Raw genomic sequence first — 18,179 nt, 5'->3', positions numbered from 1 at the left:
GAATTAGGATGTGAAGGTTAAGTCGGATCGCCCTCTGTCTGTAATAAATTTAAGCAATTATTCCGAAAAATTGCAGAGAGAGAATGATTTTTACCTTAAAATATCCTAATCATGAAGCAAACATCTTATTCTTTATCCCCGCAGAGCTTTTCTCGCAGGTTTTGAATCATGAGATTTCTTCTGGCTTCCAGTCTATCCAGTCGGGGGGTGGTGCCTGGCAAACTTTCTCCTTTACTAAGAAAATAACTGAGGCTATCACGTGTTTGGGTGAGTTCTTCCAATTGCAAAATTTCTTTCTCCATTTCCTCCTGCAATCCTTGATCTTCTATAGCCTCAATACAAGCTTTCAATTCTTCCTCTTCTTCAGCCATTTTATTCTCAAAATCGGCTATCTGGATGTCTGTCATTTCGGATAAGGGCACTTTCGTTTCGGTCATAGGTGGATTGGCAGGCAATTCATCATCTCCCAAAAATTGCAGACCTATATAAAGCAAGAGCATGGCAGTGGCAGCAACCAGCATCATGCGTAGGGCTCTTCCTATAGTAGAAGGCTTGTTCTTTAATTGTCCCTGAATATTTGACCAGGCCTCATCCGGTGCCCGGTAGGTGTTCAGTTGTCCCAACTTCTCGCGCAGGTTTTCTGCTTCTGGAGAAGCCAATCTTCTTTCGATACGATCCCAGACTACTTCCGGAGCTTTGTGTTCCGGTAATTGTTCAAGGGCTCGTTTGAGATCTTTATGATTTCTTTCCTTCATCTCCATATTCCCATTGCATTTAGTTGTTTTCTCAATTGTCTTTTAGCATAAAAGAGTTGGGACTTTGAGGTACCCACCGAAATACCCAAAATATTGGCTACTTCTTTATGCGCATAACCTTCTACCTCAATCAACACAAATACGCTTCTATATCCTGAAGGCAATGCCTGAATAGCTTTCTCCAGGTACTCTACATCCAGTTTCTGCCCTCCCCAGTCAATCACCGAATCCTCGATCTCTGGATTAAGGGGTTGCATCAAGGTCTCTTTCTTCAGTTTCTTGTAAGCAGTTCTTATGATAATGGTTTTTATCCAGGCTCCGAGGGTAGACTCTTTCCGAAAATTTTTCATCCCCCTGAACACGCCCACAAATCCTTCCTGCAAAGCATCCTGTGCTACTTCAAAATCATTACAAATTCGATACGCAAGGGTAAACATGGCATCCTTGTAGCGATCATATAGCTGTTTCTGGGCAATAGCATCACCTCTGAGACAGGCTTCTAAAAGAATCCGCTCCTCTTCTCGAATAGGATACGTACTTGCTTTACTCTTGCTTTGCATGGTAATAGAAAGGTGTCAGGTGATTGAAAAGCGGTTGTATTGATTAAAAATTTTCCAGATAAAATTACATAATTCCCTATGCAAATACGCCTTAGCAACTCAGCAAGGGAATTTCTCTCTTCTTTTCGCATTTGGTAAAAACAAATAGGTACCCAGGCATCACAAGGCATATATATTTGATCCAGAGCGAATTAGCTTAACAAGCATTCCATTTTCCGCTTATTTGGGAAGTTGGAATATTCAACAAAAATGAGTTTTTGCACAGGGTTTTAGACCATTGGCACAGAGATTTTAGCAGAAGCATCGAAGGCTTGTTGAGACACGCAAGAATTCGACTAATTTAGCACAACCTTTCTACCCTATTATTAAGTTCTTTGTTGCTCCGCATCCCCCTAGGAGATATCAGCAGGGAATGACCCTTAATGTGCCTATGAAACTTCAAAAATATTTACTCTATCCATTGCTCTACATGATATGCTTTGTGTACAGCCCGGATCTTTTCGGTCAGAGAACACATGAATTTTCAGCTGGAATCGGTACCACCTATTACTATGGTGACCTCACTGATAAATTCAACAATTCTCTGATCCGTCCCGCAGCCTCTATCACATACGCCAAGTACATCATGCCCGTACTCAAAATCAGAACCGGTTTCTCTTATGGAGAAGTTGGTGCAGCAGATGCTCAGGCGATAGACGTGGGCCGTCAGGTTCGGAATCTGCACTTCAGAAGCAAAGTATTTGAAGCTCATGCTGCCCTTGTAGTTGAGTTGTTTCGTGATAAAAATTTCGGAAACTCCTGGAGAGACGAAGTATTTTTCACTCCCTACTTCTTTGCAGGTGTTGGTCTTTTCCACTTCAATCCTCAAGCACGCTATGAGGGTGTTTGGAGAAATCTCCAGCCATTAGGTACTGAAGGTCAGTATATTGGTGGTGCGAAGGTTTATTCTACCATTCAGTTCAGTGCTCCATTTGGAGGAGGATTGAGCCTCAGGTTGACTGACTATACCGGGGTAAGCCTGGAAGTTGGTTACAGAATGACCGGAACAGACTACATTGATGATGTAAGTTCCATTTATCCAGACTTTGATGCTTTGAGAGCTTCAGGTGGCGAGCTGGCAGTAGCACTTTCAGAGCGCTCTCCAGACGGGATTTTCAATCCTGGCGACAGAAGAGGAAACCCTGGTTCAAAGGACTCTTACTTCTTCGTAATGTTTACCGTAAACTATTATCTCAGCAGATACGCATCCAGAAATTAATTAAAAATTATATATGCAAAAGGCGCAAATGGGAATCAACCATTTGCGCCTTTTTGCTTTGATAAGCTTTTATACTAGGCTTCCAATTGAGAAAGCACATTTCTCCAGCTCAGTCTTTCTGAAACATAGGCCCCCACTTCACTGATTGGAATTCGATCCTGCTTCATGCTATCCCTTTCGCGAATGGTCACACAATTGTCATCCTTGGTTTCATAATCAACGGTAACACAATAAGGCGTACCAATCGCATCATGGCGACGATATCTTCTACCGACTGCATCCTTTTCATCATACATAACCTGATGATCAAACTTCAGATCACCAATGATCTTGCGGGCAATTTCCGGCAAACCATCTTTCTTCACCAATGGGAATACAGCCACTTTGTAAGGAGCGAGTATTGGATGTAAACGCAATACTTTTCTGATCTCTTTATCCCCTTTTGCAGTAGGCACTTCTTCTTCATCGTAAGAATTGCAGAGATGAGCCAGGAAGGTACGATCCAATCCTACGGCGGTTTCCACTACATAAGGTACATATGACTCCTGCTTCTCAGGATCAAAGTACTGCAACTTCTTTCCAGAAAACTCCATGTGCTGACTCAGGTCATAATTTCCACGTGAGTGAATCCCCTCGAGTTCTTTAAGACCAATCGGATAATCAAACTGAATATCTTCAGCAGCATCTGCATAATGCGCCAGTTTTTCATGTGGATGAAAGTGCAGGCGTTCCGGACTTAATCCCAATGCTTTGTGCCAGGCAAGTCTTTGGGCTTTCCAATATTTGAAAAATTCCTGCTGAGTCCCCGGCTTCACAAAGTATTGCATCTCCATTTGGGTAAACTCTCTCATCCGGAAGATGAACTGACGAGCGATGATCTCGTTACGGAAAGATTTACCGATTTGTGCAATACCGAAAGGTAGCTTCATGCGCGAGCTTTTCTGCACATTGAGGTAATTGACGAAAATACCCTGTGCCGTCTCAGGTCGCATATACAAGTCCATGGCAGATTCAGCTGTGGCTCCCAACTGGGTTTTGAACATCAGGTTGAATTGACGAACGTCTGACCAGTTTTTAGAACCAGACTCGGGATCTACGATGCCATTGTTGACGATTACATCTTTCAATTGTCCCAGGTCTCCGGAATTGAGGGCATCCTCAAATTGCTTTTGAAGCACCTGAGCCTTAACCGCATTTCTATTTCTGTTCAGGAAGTTATTATAGTCTTCACTACCTTCTTCCCAGCCTTCTTTTCTGGCTTTCTTTACTGTATCCTTTTTAGATTTCGTGAGGTATTTGCCGATTTGGTCTTCGATCAATACATCTGCACGGTATCTCTTTTTGGAATCCTTATTATCGATGAGGGGATCATTGAATGCATCTACGTGTCCGGAAGCTTTCCAAACCGTAGGATGCATCAGGATAGATGCATCAATCCCAACAATATTTTCATTCATTTGGACCATGGCTTTCCACCAGGCCATCTTCAGGTTGTTGACAAGTTCTACCCCCAGTTGTCCATAATCGTAAACTGCACCGAGGCCATCATAGATCTCGCTGGATTGAAACACGAATCCATACTCCTTTGCATGGGAAACAATCTTGGGGAAAATTTCGCTGTAATTCATCTCTATTCCTTGTATTTCACGGGTTTATTAACCGGGGCGCAAGTTACAGAAATATTTTCAGGAGCCTAAGTATCGGTAGGCAAAATTGAGTATTCTTGTGATAGGTTGTTTTCTTTTTTAGGGATGTTTCCCTCTTTTTTAAAAAAGATGGAGTCAAAAATTGCAAAGCCTAGAACCTGCCCCACCAGCCTACCCTGTTCCCGATGGGCTGGGACCCTTCCACACAAGCCCGTTTCCCTTCAGTAGAAAGGAAACAAGCCGCATATGGCAGCTTTTTTACGTAATGGCTTCGCGTGCACTCCATTATTCGACCAAATAAGGGAGTGTGGGCTTGAGGCGGTGGGTCCTCAAAGGCCAGAATAGGAATATTAACGGAGCAAACTCAGGTAACCGCTTTTGACTACATCCTGAATTTCGCCTCCTTCCAGGCAAGAATAGGAAATCGTCCAATAGTAGACGCCTGAGGGTAAATCTTTTGTCCCTAATTTTCCTTCCCATCCAGTTGAAGGAACGGTCGAGGAATAAAGCGCCCGTCCATATCTGTCAAAAACATCCAATTGATAACGGCTGGGGGCTGCTTCAAATATGGGAAGAAAAGCTTCATTTATTCCATCTCCATTAGGGCTAAATACATTGGGAACCATGCTCTCACAACTACAGGTAAATTCACTTACCACAAAAGTCTCCCTCAATTGATAGCAATAGGATTCTACTTCTACCCAATAGGTTCCCGCTTCTTTTGCCAGAAAGTTTTCCGTAGTACTAAAGTCCTGCCAGGTGTAATTCAATCCCTTGAGATCCGGAATTAACTCCAGATCTGTATCCGAGCATTTTTGCAATTCTTTATCCGCAGGTTGAGGGGGAATTTCTTCATAGCTTATCTGAACACTGGCAGTCTGGCTACATTTTCCTTTCTGAACTTCGACACTATAGCTACCTCCACTTTCCACAAGCAATTCAGTTCCATTTGATTGATCACTCCACAGATAAGAATCAGCTCCACTTTCAACGCTAAGCAAAAGACTCTCGCCCGGACACAGGGTAGTATCTGCCCCCAAATCTATGGCTGGGAGCTCTATACCTTCTATACTAATGCTGTCTTTTCGGGTACAGCCATTCAGACTTACACTCAGCTCATATGTTCCTGGAGCTTGAATTTGGCGGATTAAATCTGTACTTGAATCTTCCCATTCGTAAGTAGCACTGTCCAAATCTACTCCCGTCAAACGGATCGTTTCCCCCGGACAAATCAAACTATCTTCAGCAAAAAGTAAAGTCTCAGGGAAACGGGCCTTGCAGGCTTCGACTTTTACATCATCTATGAAAAAATAAGTCGTCTGAAACATGGAGTCGCTATCGGGTGTGGGGACCAAAGTTGTATTGTCGTCCACCTTGAAGTTTCCGATTACGAGAAAACGCTCTCCTCCTTCAGCGACAAATTGACCGGAAATTTCCACCCAGTTATCCATATCCTCCAGAAGGTTCCCCTCCGGATTCTCCAATTGAGGTGTAAATAGCAAGATGGTATCAGAGGCAATGGTATCTGGCGAAAGGTACATGCCTATATCATCACTAAAATAACCGGCATTATCCCCCACACTTACTTTAAAACTCAGAAAATAGGTATCTCCGCCTCGAAGGCTGTCCGTCAACTCAACTGCCAGATACTCTCTATAATTTTTGCCCGCGACAAAAACATCGGTCGAAATCCAGGTTCTGATACCGGCATATCCTTCTCCCATATATGGCAACTGATCTCCCCATCTGTTGGTAGGAACTCCTGAATAAGAAGGTGAGCCCGAACAGCTATGGCAAAAATCGCTGGTGTTTCTGTTTGGTGAATACCAGGGAACTGCCCAACCTAAAAGTCCCCTTCCTCCCGGACACCAAGTAAAATCATTGAAAGAAGAATTGGGAACGAGATTTTGTGCTGAGAGCGGTGAAATACCCAGCAGCAGCATAAAGATGCAGGCAGAAATGATTCGATCAAAGCTGAAACGGGGCATAGTAGCGGTTTAGCCTAAAATAGAAGCGTTAGTCCTTACAGCAATTTCGGGAAATGATTCAATAGTTTAACCTAATGACATATATTTTTGTTTCTATATGTGTTTTCTGTCTGACAAAGGAGATTAATCCAAGCCTGACTATTTGTTTTCAGTTTCTCTTTTTATGGCAGGCTCTCCACTTAAATAGCCCAGCTTCTGCAAAAATCGGTCTGTTTGGTAGACGGTTTCTTTGTAGTATTTCGGTTTGGCGAAATTGAAAAATCCGTGTTTTTGGCCTTCATATAAAAAGGTCTCACATTGGCTTCCCACCGCTTCCATTGCAGCATCAAAATCCATGGCCGTTTCCGGACTTAGCAGGGGATCTTCTGTACCAAAAAAGACGATGGCAGGTGGGGCACCTTTTCTGATATTATGTCGGGGAGAGATTTCGGGATAACGTTCGCCTATGCGATCGTATCCGTACTGTCCCGGTCCATTATTGTAAACAGGATTGAAAAGGACCATCGCATTTGATTGGGAAGAGATCTCCAGCTTTTCCCCTTCTTCCTCTAATCCAGGAACCAAAGCCGTCGCAGCTGCCAGATGTCCTCCAGCTGATCCTCCAGCTGCAATGATTTTATCGGAATCTATGCCCAGTTCTTCCTGATGGATACGCAAAAATCTAATGGCAGATTTTGCATCCTTTACTGATTCAAAAGGAGTAGTACCGTGCCGGGATTCTACGCGATAATCAGCCAGAGCTGCTATGATCCCTCTTGAAGCAAAATATTGGGCATGTGGTCGAAACTGTTCGATTGTTCCTCCTTTCCATCCACCTCCAAAAAAGAAGATAATCACAGGCAATTGATCTCCCTTTTTAAATTCTGCTGGATAGTGAATATCCATTTTCAGGTCAATGGTATCTATGACCTTAAAACTTTTGGTAATAATCTGGCCTTCTGTTTGTCCCTGAAGACAAGCGTTCCCCCATAATAAAAGGAAGCATAAAGCAAGGAAAGAGAAACTTTTCATAAAAGGTAATCCGTTTTCTGGCTCATTAGTTATTCTGGATAAAAGGTAGGAGAGCTTCCCGCATTTTTATATAGCCAGTGGCATTGGGATGTAATCCATCTGAAAACAGGTCCTCATCTATTTTCTGATCTTGCTGTAGAAAAATATTTCCGATATCAGCATAATCAACCCTGGTCTCGGCGGCTAGTTGTGCCAGTTTCCGATTCAGTTGAGCAATACGTTCCTCATAAGCCCTTCGCGGTAACAAGCCCATCAATCGAAGATCGGCCTGAGCTTGACGATGCTGAATAGCTTTTATTAGAAGAGCTAATCCTTCCAGAATTTCCTCATCGGTATTGAGATGAAGATTGTTGGTGCCAATCATAAGGATGATATTTTCAGCTTCAAACTCCTCCAATTCATCATGATATACCCTCCACAATACATTTTCAATTCTATCCCATCCATAGGCAAAATTTCTGACTCCCATAGGGGTAAAGGTCTTTTCCCAAGATTCCTCTTCTCGTACCAATTTTGTCCGGGGCAAACCTCCCCAAAAGTGCACGATAGAGTTTGCCAGGATAATCGTTTTGGGAGGATCAGATTGATTCATCTTCAGGATATCTCTATGCCTGTTTTCCCAGTCATAATTTCCGGGTTCACGATATTGAATGCAAGCCTGTGTGGTCGAAGCCTTCCCCAAAGGCTCATCTAGAATTTGCCGTAGTTTTTCCTCATAAGCATCCGCATACTGCATCATGCCCAAATCATTGGGATGGGTTCCATCCACCATTGCATCCAGGCTCAAAGCAATCTCTTCACGGCTCATATAATACAGTTCTTCATATCCCTCCGCTTTCAATTGGGCAAAGGCTTTTTCCTGAATATCGTTGACCCGACTATAGGCTGTTTTTCTGGCAGGCACTAGCAGCCCATCTGTATACCCCGCATGCTCAACAAGAAGCACAGGCGTTTGAGGGTTCTTTGCTTTCAAACTCCTAACTGATCTTAGAATTCGCTTGCTCAGCTCTGCATCCTCATAGTTTTTTGCATCCCAAAGATTCGGCAAGCAGTCGAGGATGTAGATTTTGGGATCGACTTCCAGCAGCAAATCAATCAATTCTTCTTCCAATCGACCATTTCCAGAAAAGGCAAGATTGATCAAAGGCCTATCGAGTTTTCTGCTCAGGATACTGGTCCAGGCCATGCCCGGTCTGGAAGCACAGGCCCCTTGCGCAATAGAAGTTCCATAGACGACGATAGGTTTTTCCATCCGAATGGGTAAAGGCTGAAAATAAGCTTCATCCTCCACCCCAATTTCCATCCATTCCACCTGATTGTATAAAGGGAGATAAAGGCGATACTCTCGACCCATTTTATGGTAGGTATCATTTGGTTGAATGCCACTGAAGGTAAAGCTGATTTTCTCTCCAAAATTTCTTTGCCCATTGCACCACAACCAATTTCCATCACTATCTATGGCATAGAGATCAACTCCGGAAACTCCCGTAGCTGGCATGTGTTGCATCGCATGATTACCTTTTACTGTATAGCGGACTACGATTTTTTCAGCATTAGAACGAAAGCGAATCATCAGGCCTGCGGAATGTTTGGAGAGATTCCAAACGGCTTGTCTGACTACTCTTTTTGCTTTCTGAGGCAGTCGATCATAGGGATCTTCAAGCTCGCTATTCCAGATGCGCCCTTCAAGCAGACTTTCTTCCTCTTCTGCCGGATTCCACCATTTAAAAGTAGATTCCTGCTGGCTAAAAACAGCAAGGCAGGAAAACAGGCAGATGAGTAGGGATAATTTTTTCATGCTAAAAAGAAGACTTATTGGATAGAAAGCAAGCTATATAAGATAGCATCATAGGCACTGTTCTCTCCTCCTTCGTGAAAGAGCAGAATCTGGCCATTATCCATTTCCACCAAATCAGAGTAAGCCGAGTTTCCGGCATAAATAGTTTTTTTTGCACTCCAGGAAGCTCCCTGATCTTCACTTACTGCCAGGCTCATATTTTTCCGTTCTGATCCATGGGCGGGATTGGAGAATAACAAAAGCTCTTTTTCTCCTCTTTTGACGGCAAGCATAGCCGCCTGACATCGAGGTTCTGGCAATTCAGTATCAAACTTTTGATCCTCCCAGTTCAGGCCACCGTCTTTGCTAATCGCTATTTGACGACTTTGAGATTCCTTTCGGGCATAGTTTCTCATATTCAGGAGTAAGTCTCCATTGGGGAGTTCTGCGATGGTGCATTCATTGACCTGATCCTGAGGGGTAGTCCCTCCGAGTTGCCAAGTTGACCCCTGATCATCCGAATAGATCACATGAGAATAGTATTTCTTGCTTTCAGCCTCTATATGGTCGCAAGGAATGACTAATCTTCCTGCATAGGGACCTTGTTTCATTTGAATCCCATGCACCGGTCCTGTTGCATACCAGGTCCAATTCGGGAGTTTGGTAGTTGCGGTAATTTCTTTGGGCTCGGTCCAACTTTCGCCATGATCCTCTGTGCTCAAATGAAATACTCTTCGCGTATCCTCACTTTCCCCGGCAATGATTTCAGACTCATGATCTGTGCCTTTGTTCCAGGTGAGGAGCAAATGGATATTTCCGCTTTTTTCTTCCAAAACCGGAGCGGGATTTCCACATACATTTTTCCCATCATCCCAAATTACCTCCAGTTCTCCCCAACTTTGTCCCTGATCTGTGGAGCGTTTCATGACCAGGTCAATATCGCCCGTATCTGAGCAGCCATTTTTCCGCGCTTCACAAAAAGCCAGTACATCTCCATTGGCCGCTTTTATGAGGGCGGGAATCCGAAAACAGGCATAGCCGGACTCTCCTTGCTGAAACAAGGCCTTTGGTTCGGAAAGCTTTTCAATGCCGACAGTTGCTTCTGCATCCAGCGGCTTTTGACTCTTATTCTCTTTGCACGCAAGTAGCAAAAGCATAGATGCAAGGAAAATGATCCTGTTTTTCATATCTGCGAATTAGTTTTCGGCCAGCCAGACGGCCATTTCTCCCATTTTTCTATGTGCCCACGCATAATAAGGTATAGCCGTAAAGTCCTTCATTCCATGAGCTGGCGAAGTCTTGCCATTTATTTTACCCAAGCCTGAAAAGAGACCCTGATCATAGCTATAATTGAAGGGAGTCTCTCGAGAAACACCCAAATTCAAAACTCCTCCGGGATTGTCTACCTCTTCTGCACAGTAAACCAAAGGTCCTCTTTCGAGTGCGATTTTGCCCTTATTGGCTTCCACCAGTTCATGGCTTTCTACCTTTCTCACCGGCATCTCAAAAGCAAGCTCAATCACGTCTCCTTTTGCCCAAGTCTTTTTCTCCAGGCTGAGATACCCGCTTTGCAAGTCTACTGTTACTTCTTCTCCATTCACCTTTGCCAGTATTCCTGGTTTTTCGTCATCAACGTATGTATAGAGGTCTCCGGGCATAACTTCATTTCTTGCCCAGCCGGGAATACGCAAATTGAAATGAGCATCTATGTCATTCTCTATTTCAATCTTTACCTTTCCTTCCCAGGGATAATTTGTTGTCTGCCTAATCTGCAGTTCCTTTCCCCCGACCGCAAATTTCGCCTCATTCCCGATATACAGGTTTACAAAGACATCCTCATCCTTTACCGCATAGATATAGCCAGGCAAAGAGGGCAAGACCCGCACAATATTAACTGGACAGCAGGAGCAGTCAAACCAGGGCGATCGACCACAGACTCCCTGATTAAATTTCTTCACGCCATCTGCTTCCAGGGGATTGGGATAAAAGAAAGTATTGCCTTCAAAAGAAACTCCTGCCAGAAAACCATTGTAAAGGGTCCTTTCGAAAACGTCCATGTATTTCACATCTCCCCCTCGGAGGAACATGCGATGATTCCAGAACATCAAGGCAATGGCTGCGCAGGTCTCTGTATAGGCAGTCGCATTTGGGAGTTCATAGTCTGGCCCAAAGCCCTCGTGTCGAGGTTCTGCTCCGATGCCTCCGGTTAGATAAATCTTTTGATGTACGATGTCTTTCCAAATCTTGTCCAGTCCTTTATCATAAGCGGTCTCCCCGGTCAAAGCTGCTACATCCGTAGCTCCCGAATAGAAATAGCCCGCTCGTACGGAATGTCCAACGGCTTCTTCCTGATCAGCCAGCAGTTTATGTGCCTGTTGATACTTCATATCATTGGCTTTTTCCTCTGACTCATAAGGTGCTTCTGATCCTCTTTGATCTACAAAGAATTTCGCCAGATCGAGGTAGCGTTTCTCACCCGTTACCCGAAAGAGCTTCACCAAACCGATCTCAATTTCCTGATGTCCGGGAAAGCCGGGATTTTTGCCCGGCCCGAATACCTGATCCACCAGATTTGCATTTTTCAAGGCGACATCCAGAAAGGAACGCTTTCCAGTCGCCTGATAGTGAGCGACTGCTGCTTCATACATATGCCCGACATTGTAGAGCTCGTGATGAATGCCCAAACTTGTCCACCTTTCAGTACCGGCACTATCTGCCGCTTGGCTCGGATCGATGGTCCGATTGGTGTAGAGGTAACCGTCCTCTTCCTGGGCTGCAGCTATTTTATGAATGAGGTCATCCAGGTATTGGTCCAGTTCGGGATCCTTATGAACCATGAGGGAATAGGCCGCTCCTTCGATGATTTTGAAGACATCGGAATCATTGAAAAAGATGCCTTCGAATTCGCCTTCTTCGAGCCCTCCAGCAATGGCAAAGTTTCGGATGCGTCCAGTTTCTTCGCTCTTTTTGAAATTGTAGGGAATGGTAACCTTGCGGTTGGTTTCGATACGCGGTGCCCAGAAGCTATCATTAATTTTTACATCGGTAAAGGCAATGGGTTGAATGGGATAGTCGAGTTCGAGTGAAGCCTTTTGTCTTGTCTCCTTATTTGCCACTTCCTGGCAAGCTGCAAACAAAGCTATTGCCAACAGCATATAGAGACTCGTGCTGAGTAGTTGCTTATAGTAGTTCATTGCGATCGTATATGTTGATTTAAGATCGCTTTAAAGCGGGGAATTGTCAAGTTTTGGGTTTAATACTGCTTTTCCTTGGAGCTCCGAATAAGTTCAGAGAGCTTTTTACAGTAGCTCACACCTGTAAAAATTTTAACATTCAGGCATTTTCACAAAACTAAAGTGTATATTATAGATACTTTTCCTTTGGTGTTCAGGTCACTAGGCTTGATGTAAATGTCCTCTCCCATTCGTCTCCATAATGATAAAGTGCAATAACTCTGTGTTCCTATGGGAATATTGGAGTGCCAGATCATGCGTAAGACCCTGAGGTTTTAGTATGGACTCATTTTTAATCCTTTAACCTTTGAATCTGATGAGAACCTTTTTAAGCATTCTTTTGATAAGCCTTTGCGGCTATCTTTCTGCAGCTAAGTACACCATAATTGAAACTTTCGGGATTGTAAAGTTATGTACCACTGACCGGCAGTTGCATCATGGAGATATCATCAATATAAATTCAATTACCGAGCTCTGCTTAATTGATAAAGGCGATACTACTGCCATGGCTCTTATGTTAAATGCTGATACCAGAGTAAATTACGTTCTGATACCTACGCTAGCTGAAGGAAAGAAGAAAAATAAACTGATTCCTCTTAAGGACGATGGGTATCAATTCAACCTTACTCCACCTCAAAATGCCAAAGGAGAAATAGCATTTTTGAAATCTTTCTTTTCAGAACCCAAGAGAGTTATCCTGGGTGAAGAATTTTCTATTCCCATCAGGCACCTTCCTATCCCAAGAAAGCTGGCCCCTTTTAGAATTGATTATTCTTACAAGGGTAAGAGAGTCACGAAATATATGTATACCCAGAACAACCAGATCTCCTTTAAAGAGGCTAAAATATATATAGTTGATGGGAACCCAATCAATCCCCGGGAAGCTGGCCCCTTAAACGTTTATTATCGATATGAAACCTATACTAAGTTAGGGACATTTAGGCCTATTTTTCTTGATGAAGAGAAGATCAAACGTGAAATCAATCACTTCCTAAAGATTAATACTAACGCCTTACAAAGTGGACCAAACAGATATAAAACCATAAATAATCTCATGGATTTATTTAATCACGCTCACGGATTAGGAGACTCGCCGGAAAATAGAGAATGGGTCAACACTTACCTAAACAGTAAGTTAAGGAGAAGAGTCGGTCCTGGGAGGGCAAAAATAGAAGGTAGAAAGGCGGTTCGGAATAATTAGGGATTTAATTATTCATACCCTGATGTTCAAGATATCCCTCCAGGGTATAATAAAATCGAACCATGCCATCGTCCCCGGCGCAAAAAACGGTATTTCCGTCGGGGGCGAATCCTACCCCAGTAAATTTAACGGCTGTCTCCTGCATGCTTTGCAAGAGGTTCCCATTAAGGTCCAGAATATTAGCCCCTCCATCAGCACTAGCATAAATGATCTGCCTGGAATCTAGGGAGAATTCTATGTCCTTTATGGCACCGCTACCGCTGAGGCTTGTTCCAGAAAGATCTTTCTTCCATATTATCTCCCCCTCATCATTCCATAGAATGAGAGTGTTTGAGAGATCACCACTTGCTAGATATTTTCCGTCAGGAGAAAAGCAAATGCTCCGAACAGCTGTTTGATGTTCTTTCCAAATCGCACTAGGCTCCTCAGCCCCTCCGACTTCCCAGAGTTTTAAGCTTCCATCAGTTGCTCCAGTTAAGATGGTTTTTCCGTCAGGGAAAATTGCAGCTGTTCTGATCCAATCTTCCCCCCTAAAGCTTTGCAAAAGTTCACCATTGGAGTTCCAAATATTTAACAGGCTATCTAGTCCGGAACTTATGAAAAATGATGCATCTTGTGACCAATTCACAAGTGTGCAACCTCCATTATGGGTTCCGATAATTTTAGATTCGGACTTTGGACTCTTAGATGTTGGAAGGGTCCAAAATATGAGTGATCCATCCATAGAGCCTGAAAGAAGCGACTTAGCATCAGGAGAAAAGGCAAGCGAACTAATATCTGCCTCATGCCCTTCGAGATCGTATGTATTCTTATTACGTAAATCCCAAATACGAATGGGGAGAGCATGGGTGCTTTGATCAGTAAATCTTACATAATTACTCAAATATTTCTTTTCCCCTCCGGTCGCTAACAAGCTTCCATCAAAAGAAAGATTATTCGCTCCAAGGCCAACAGTAAACAAGGTTGTAGTTGAAATCTGAGGATGTAGCAATTGTCTAGCTATTTTCGAATCAATTTCCCACTTTCTAATAGTTCCATTTTCACTCGCAGAAAAGAAAACCCTCGCTTTTTCATCAAATGCTAAAGCATTAATGGCATTTCCATGACCTACATACTTTTTTAATTGGTTTCCGTCTTTATCCCACTGAATGATTATTCCGTCGGCACCGGATGTAAATAAATTCTCACCAGGCCCAAAATAGGCTTTAGTAACTCTATTGGTATGCCCTTTAAGCTGAACTATTTTTTTCCCTGTAGTGTCCCATAATATTGCAGACTTGTCCCTACTTGCTGTCAAAATATATTGATCATTATCTGAGAAATAAGCGCTCAAAACCCAATCTGAGCGTGCATCCAGCTTTCGAATCAACTCCCCTTTCCTAGTCCATACTTTTGCAGAGGTATCAGCACTCGCACTGAGAAAACGTTGTCCATCAGATGAATAATCCAATGACTTTACTCCTCGAAAACTACCCCCATGCGCAACAAAACTGGTATCCAATTTTCCAGTTTTCCATGACCATATCCATATTTTCCCATCTCTCGTACCTCCCAACAATTGTTTCCCGTCCGTTGAGAATACCAGACTCGTAAAAGGGGTTCCATCACCTTTTAATCGCTCAAATATTTCCCCTCCTTTAGTCCATATCAACAGTCTTGAATCATTGGCCGCTGTAGCATAAAATTCGCCATCTGGAGTAAATACTATCTCATGGAGGGCCTCCTCATACACCTTAGCTGAATCCAGTAAGTTTCCCCCTTCATCCCAACGCCAAATTCGCCCATTTTCATCTCCGCTAAGTACAAGCTTGCCGTCTGGAGATAAAGCCAAAGCTCGTATCGGACTCCTTTGTTGGTAAGTATCCTGGTAAAACTCATTAGAAGCATAAATTCTGCTTAAGGTTTGCCTTATCGCCTTGTTATCCGGTTTGATGGCCTGGCCTTCAGCCGCTAACCTCAATGCCTGGGTTGCATCGGTTCTTTCTACTTCAAGTGCCATGACGACCTTCTCATTGGCTCTGGCCTCCTGATAGGCCTGATAGCCCAGGTAACTAATCACCACGGAGAATAATGCAAGGCCGGCAACTGCAATTTGCTTAAAGCGTTTATTGCGTGCTCTTTCCTTCTCCAACTTCGCCTTCCTCAGTCGACTCCTCTCTATCAATTCTTCCTCTTTTTTTATCCAGAAGCGCATACCTGCTTTCCCCTGCTCCACCAATTCCAGGTCATCCGCATCCAGGTAGACTTCCTTATTTTGCTCGAAGCTCGGCCGTTTGCTTTCCAGAATCCGTATTGCACGCTGGCCGGGACGATCAGACTCTTTAAATTCTTTTTGAACCAAAGGCGCCAGGGTATCATGGGCCAGGGTGGTTTTTCCACCAATATCTGTTAGCAGGTATAGCTGCTTCAACTCTTGCAGGATTGTCTCCAATACATCTTCCCGATGCAGGTAGCGCTTCCTCAGTTCCTCCAAACCTCTGCTTCTAGCTGTGGAAAAATCAGTTGTGTGATGGTTGAGCAGATCAATGATCAAACCCGAACTTTCGGCATCTGGATGAAGCTGTCGTATTTTCTGCGTTTGCTGTTCGAAGAAATCATCCAGCAAAATGCCTTCCTTCAATAGTCGATTGTAGTTTTCTACGCTGAAGTGGCGTTTTTCCTCTGTCTCAGTTAACTCCCACATCTTCGTCAATAGAATTTGCAAAACTGGAGCTATGGAGGAATGGCTATCCACCAAAAGATCGTCTGCTATTATAGTAGGAAGCAGTTCGTCTACTTCCAATCGGTATTTTCGTCTCAAACGTTCCGTAGAACTTAATCCACCTACCACTTCCATAATGTCCTTTCTCGCCAAAGCTGGTAGATAGACTTGTTCACGTGGAATTTGCAGGCCCTTACAGGTTTTTTCAATCTCAGCATGGTACTCTTTTCGGTAAGAAAGAATCAGTTTACCATTGGGTCGGTCCGAAACTTCCTGAAAAACTTCTTTCAGCTGAACGAGGAGTTCCTCTAATTCTGCCTCTCGATTTTCATTTCCTTCGGTATAGATACCCTCCAACTGATCCAGGATGATAACCTGGGCTTTTCCTGCCACTTCCTCTTTTTCCTGCCACAGTTTCTTTAAGCTCTTTCCCTTATCTTCTTCCTTTTCCTCCAATTGCTGCCTTAGGCTTTTCAGCAAGGTATATTCGTTTGAAATCCGGACATATTTTACTTCCGACATCTGTCTTAAGCGGGGTAACAAGCCCGCATCCAACAGAGAAGATTTACCAACTCCAGATTTACCGTATAGTAAAAGTAAAGGAGCCGTATGTTCATCTGTGATTCGCTCGTATAGATTCCGGATCACGTAAGACCTTCCAAAAAAGATTTCTGCATGATCCGCCTCGTACCATTTGAGAAAACGAAAAGGTTCTTCCGGCAAGTCTTTTTTAGGGGGATTGGGAAGGCCAAACAAGGGATTGTTAGCGGCATCCGGCAGATTCCACTCTTCCACAATTTCTGCTCCCTCTCTCAGAATCAGCCGCCAGGGGAAAGCATCGCGAACTACTTCATCGTTCCACAAGCCAAAATCAAGGCTCCGTGAGGAAGAACTTGTCCCAGCAGTTCTGATGTGAATTTCATCCTCGGCATCCCGCCAGGCATGCAGGAGATTGGCACCATTGGCCAGACTTCCGTAAAATCGAACGGCCAAACGGGTAGCGACATTATCTGAGATCGAGGAGTTTGTACCAATAACCAAAGGAACTCCAGCATCAACCAATTCCTGCGATTGCTGCTCGGTAGTACATCCATTTAAGAATACCAATTGCAGTGATCTTTGGCGAGAAAGGAAAGAAACCAGGCCTTTGCCGTGAGCGACTTCATGTTCTCCAGTCTCTGTTTCCAATAATAATTGATAACCATCTGCATGCCCACCAAAGTGAAAAATGGCTATCCGATCTTTGTAGCGCTCTTTCTGGAAAGTATCTATGATCTGTTTGATCGTGGCATTGGAAATAGAAACTATTTCACAAAGCTTCGCCTCTTCTGCAGCCTCCAATACTTCATAAATTTGCCTTTGTTCGAGTGGCAGATTTCGCAAATATCTCGCAGCATCTACCCGATCGTTGGCAAAAGCCAAAAATATCACCGGAAGGGATTTCATAGGTTATCATTAAGAAATTTTTAGCAAATAGATTCCAGTCCAATTACAGGCTTAATTGTTAGGGAATAAAGGCGGGAAATACGATTGTCAACTTAGAACCCAATCGCTTTGCTATAGAATTCTTCAAAATACATGAAATAGCCCAAATCCCAAAACATTTGAATGTTAGGCCTAGCAAGGCACTTCCTCTCCTGACATTTACTGCATGTGTCTCTCTTTTTCAGTACCAAATCCATGAAATAGACTCTTTAAGCCAGAAAAAGCATCCAATATTAACTTAATGTTAAGCAAATGTTGATTTATTTTAAATATAATGTTAATTTAGCATTTCCTTAATGTTAATTATATATAGAAAGAGCTTTGAATACCACAAGCATTGTATCGAAGAAAAACTGGAAATTTTCTGTAAAAATGAAAGTTGATTGGGGAAGTGTGGCCTTTTACCTGGGCGTATTTGTTGTGCCCTTGTTCTGCTCTTTCCTCTTGGAAGCTCTGGGGATAAATATTTTTTCCTAAAAGAGATCCATTCCCCAGATAATCAGCTTTTCATTCAAACCGAGATTTCCAGATAGATTCCCCAAATTTTTTGAACCCTAAACATTA

At 43.4% G+C, this 18,179-nt stretch carries 11 protein-coding genes; 2 read left to right on the top strand and 9 right to left on the bottom strand.

All coding sequences use genetic code 11. The annotated features are described in order from the left end of the window. Positions 1-125: 125 nt before the first annotated feature. Positions 126-761: a hypothetical protein gene (locus tag R8P61_31105; GenBank protein MDW3651570.1), complete on the bottom strand. Its 636-nt coding sequence runs from the start codon at positions 759-761 to the stop codon at positions 126-128. Further along, positions 752-1,315, bottom strand: coding sequence for an RNA polymerase sigma factor (locus tag R8P61_31100; GenBank protein MDW3651569.1), 564 nt, complete (start codon positions 1,313-1,315; stop codon positions 752-754). Before R8P61_31100 ends, R8P61_31105 begins: the two co-directional genes overlap by 10 nt. Before the next feature lie 430 nt (positions 1,316-1,745). On the opposite strand from R8P61_31100, the gene R8P61_31095 reads away from it, so the two are divergent. Then, positions 1,746-2,573, top strand: a complete 828-nt coding sequence (locus R8P61_31095; GenBank protein MDW3651568.1) for a DUF6089 family protein — start codon at positions 1,746-1,748, stop codon at positions 2,571-2,573. Positions 2,574-2,647: 74 nt separating this feature from the next. On the opposite strand, the gene R8P61_31090 is transcribed toward R8P61_31095, so the two are convergent. The 6 genes from R8P61_31090 to R8P61_31065 all read right to left on the bottom strand — a co-directional run bounded on the left by R8P61_31090 (position 2,648) and on the right by R8P61_31065 (position 12,189). Then, positions 2,648-4,201 carry a glycine--tRNA ligase gene (locus tag R8P61_31090; GenBank protein ID MDW3651567.1) on the bottom strand — a complete coding sequence of 518 codons (1,554 nt, stop codon included), beginning with the start codon at positions 4,199-4,201 and terminating at the stop codon, positions 2,648-2,650. Positions 4,202-4,569: 368 nt separating this feature from the next. Then, entirely contained in the window at positions 4,570-6,207 is a 1,638-nt protein-coding gene (locus tag R8P61_31085) for a gliding motility-associated C-terminal domain-containing protein (GenBank protein MDW3651566.1), read from the bottom strand. A gap of 138 nt (positions 6,208-6,345) precedes the next feature. Next, entirely contained in the window at positions 6,346-7,218 is an 873-nt protein-coding gene (locus tag R8P61_31080; GenBank protein MDW3651565.1) for an alpha/beta hydrolase, read from the bottom strand. A 25-nt stretch (positions 7,219-7,243) separates the two neighbouring features. Continuing rightward, positions 7,244-9,016 (bottom strand): SGNH/GDSL hydrolase family protein, encoded by a 1,773-nt coding sequence (locus tag R8P61_31075; protein MDW3651564.1) that lies wholly within the window; start codon positions 9,014-9,016, stop codon positions 7,244-7,246. Positions 9,017-9,030: 14 nt separating this feature from the next. After that, complete coding sequence (locus R8P61_31070) at positions 9,031-10,182, bottom strand: sialidase family protein (protein ID MDW3651563.1); 1,152 nt, start codon at positions 10,180-10,182, stop codon at positions 9,031-9,033. A gap of 9 nt (positions 10,183-10,191) precedes the next feature. Then, on the bottom strand, positions 10,192-12,189 hold the full coding sequence (locus R8P61_31065; GenBank protein ID MDW3651562.1) for a glycoside hydrolase family 127 protein: 1,998 nt from the start codon (positions 12,187-12,189) through the stop codon (positions 10,192-10,194). Between the two features lie 355 nt (positions 12,190-12,544). Between R8P61_31065 and R8P61_31060 the strand changes: the two genes are divergently transcribed. Continuing rightward, complete coding sequence (locus R8P61_31060; GenBank protein MDW3651561.1) at positions 12,545-13,429, top strand: hypothetical protein; 885 nt, start codon at positions 12,545-12,547, stop codon at positions 13,427-13,429. 4 nt (positions 13,430-13,433) lie between these two features. Here R8P61_31060 and R8P61_31055 read toward each other — a convergent pair whose 3' ends face one another. Next, positions 13,434-17,576 carry a CHAT domain-containing protein gene (locus tag R8P61_31055; protein ID MDW3651560.1) on the bottom strand — a complete coding sequence of 1,381 codons (4,143 nt, stop codon included), beginning with the start codon at positions 17,574-17,576 and terminating at the stop codon, positions 13,434-13,436. Positions 17,577-18,179: the final 603 nt, after the last annotated feature.

The organism is Bacteroidia bacterium, assembly GCA_033391075.1.
Taxonomy (GTDB): Bacteria; Bacteroidota; Bacteroidia; order J057; family J057; genus JAWPMV01.
Note: the sequence above shows the minus strand (reverse complement) of the source record. Positions and strands in the feature narration are given on the sequence as shown.

Excerpts from the sequence above, each read along its gene's own strand:
- R8P61_31095 (MDW3651568.1), top strand. The coding sequence starts at position 1,746 with ATGAAACTTCAAAAATATTTACTCTATCCATTGCTCTACATGATATGC.
- R8P61_31100 (MDW3651569.1), bottom strand. The coding sequence starts at position 1,315 with ATGCAAAGCAAGAGTAAAGCAAGTACGTATCCTATTCGAGAAGAGGAG.
- R8P61_31085 (MDW3651566.1), bottom strand. The coding sequence starts at position 6,207 with ATGCCCCGTTTCAGCTTTGATCGAATCATTTCTGCCTGCATCTTTATG.
- R8P61_31055 (MDW3651560.1), bottom strand. The coding sequence starts at position 17,576 with ATGAAATCCCTTCCGGTGATATTTTTGGCTTTTGCCAACGATCGGGTA.
- R8P61_31090 (MDW3651567.1), bottom strand. The coding sequence starts at position 4,201 with ATGAATTACAGCGAAATTTTCCCCAAGATTGTTTCCCATGCAAAGGAG.
- R8P61_31075 (MDW3651564.1), bottom strand. The coding sequence starts at position 9,016 with ATGAAAAAATTATCCCTACTCATCTGCCTGTTTTCCTGCCTTGCTGTT.
- R8P61_31070 (MDW3651563.1), bottom strand. The coding sequence starts at position 10,182 with ATGAAAAACAGGATCATTTTCCTTGCATCTATGCTTTTGCTACTTGCG.
- R8P61_31105 (MDW3651570.1), bottom strand. The coding sequence starts at position 761 with ATGGAGATGAAGGAAAGAAATCATAAAGATCTCAAACGAGCCCTTGAA.
- R8P61_31080 (MDW3651565.1), bottom strand. The coding sequence starts at position 7,218 with ATGAAAAGTTTCTCTTTCCTTGCTTTATGCTTCCTTTTATTATGGGGG.
- R8P61_31065 (MDW3651562.1), bottom strand. The coding sequence starts at position 12,189 with ATGAACTACTATAAGCAACTACTCAGCACGAGTCTCTATATGCTGTTG.
- R8P61_31060 (MDW3651561.1), top strand. The coding sequence starts at position 12,545 with ATGAGAACCTTTTTAAGCATTCTTTTGATAAGCCTTTGCGGCTATCTT.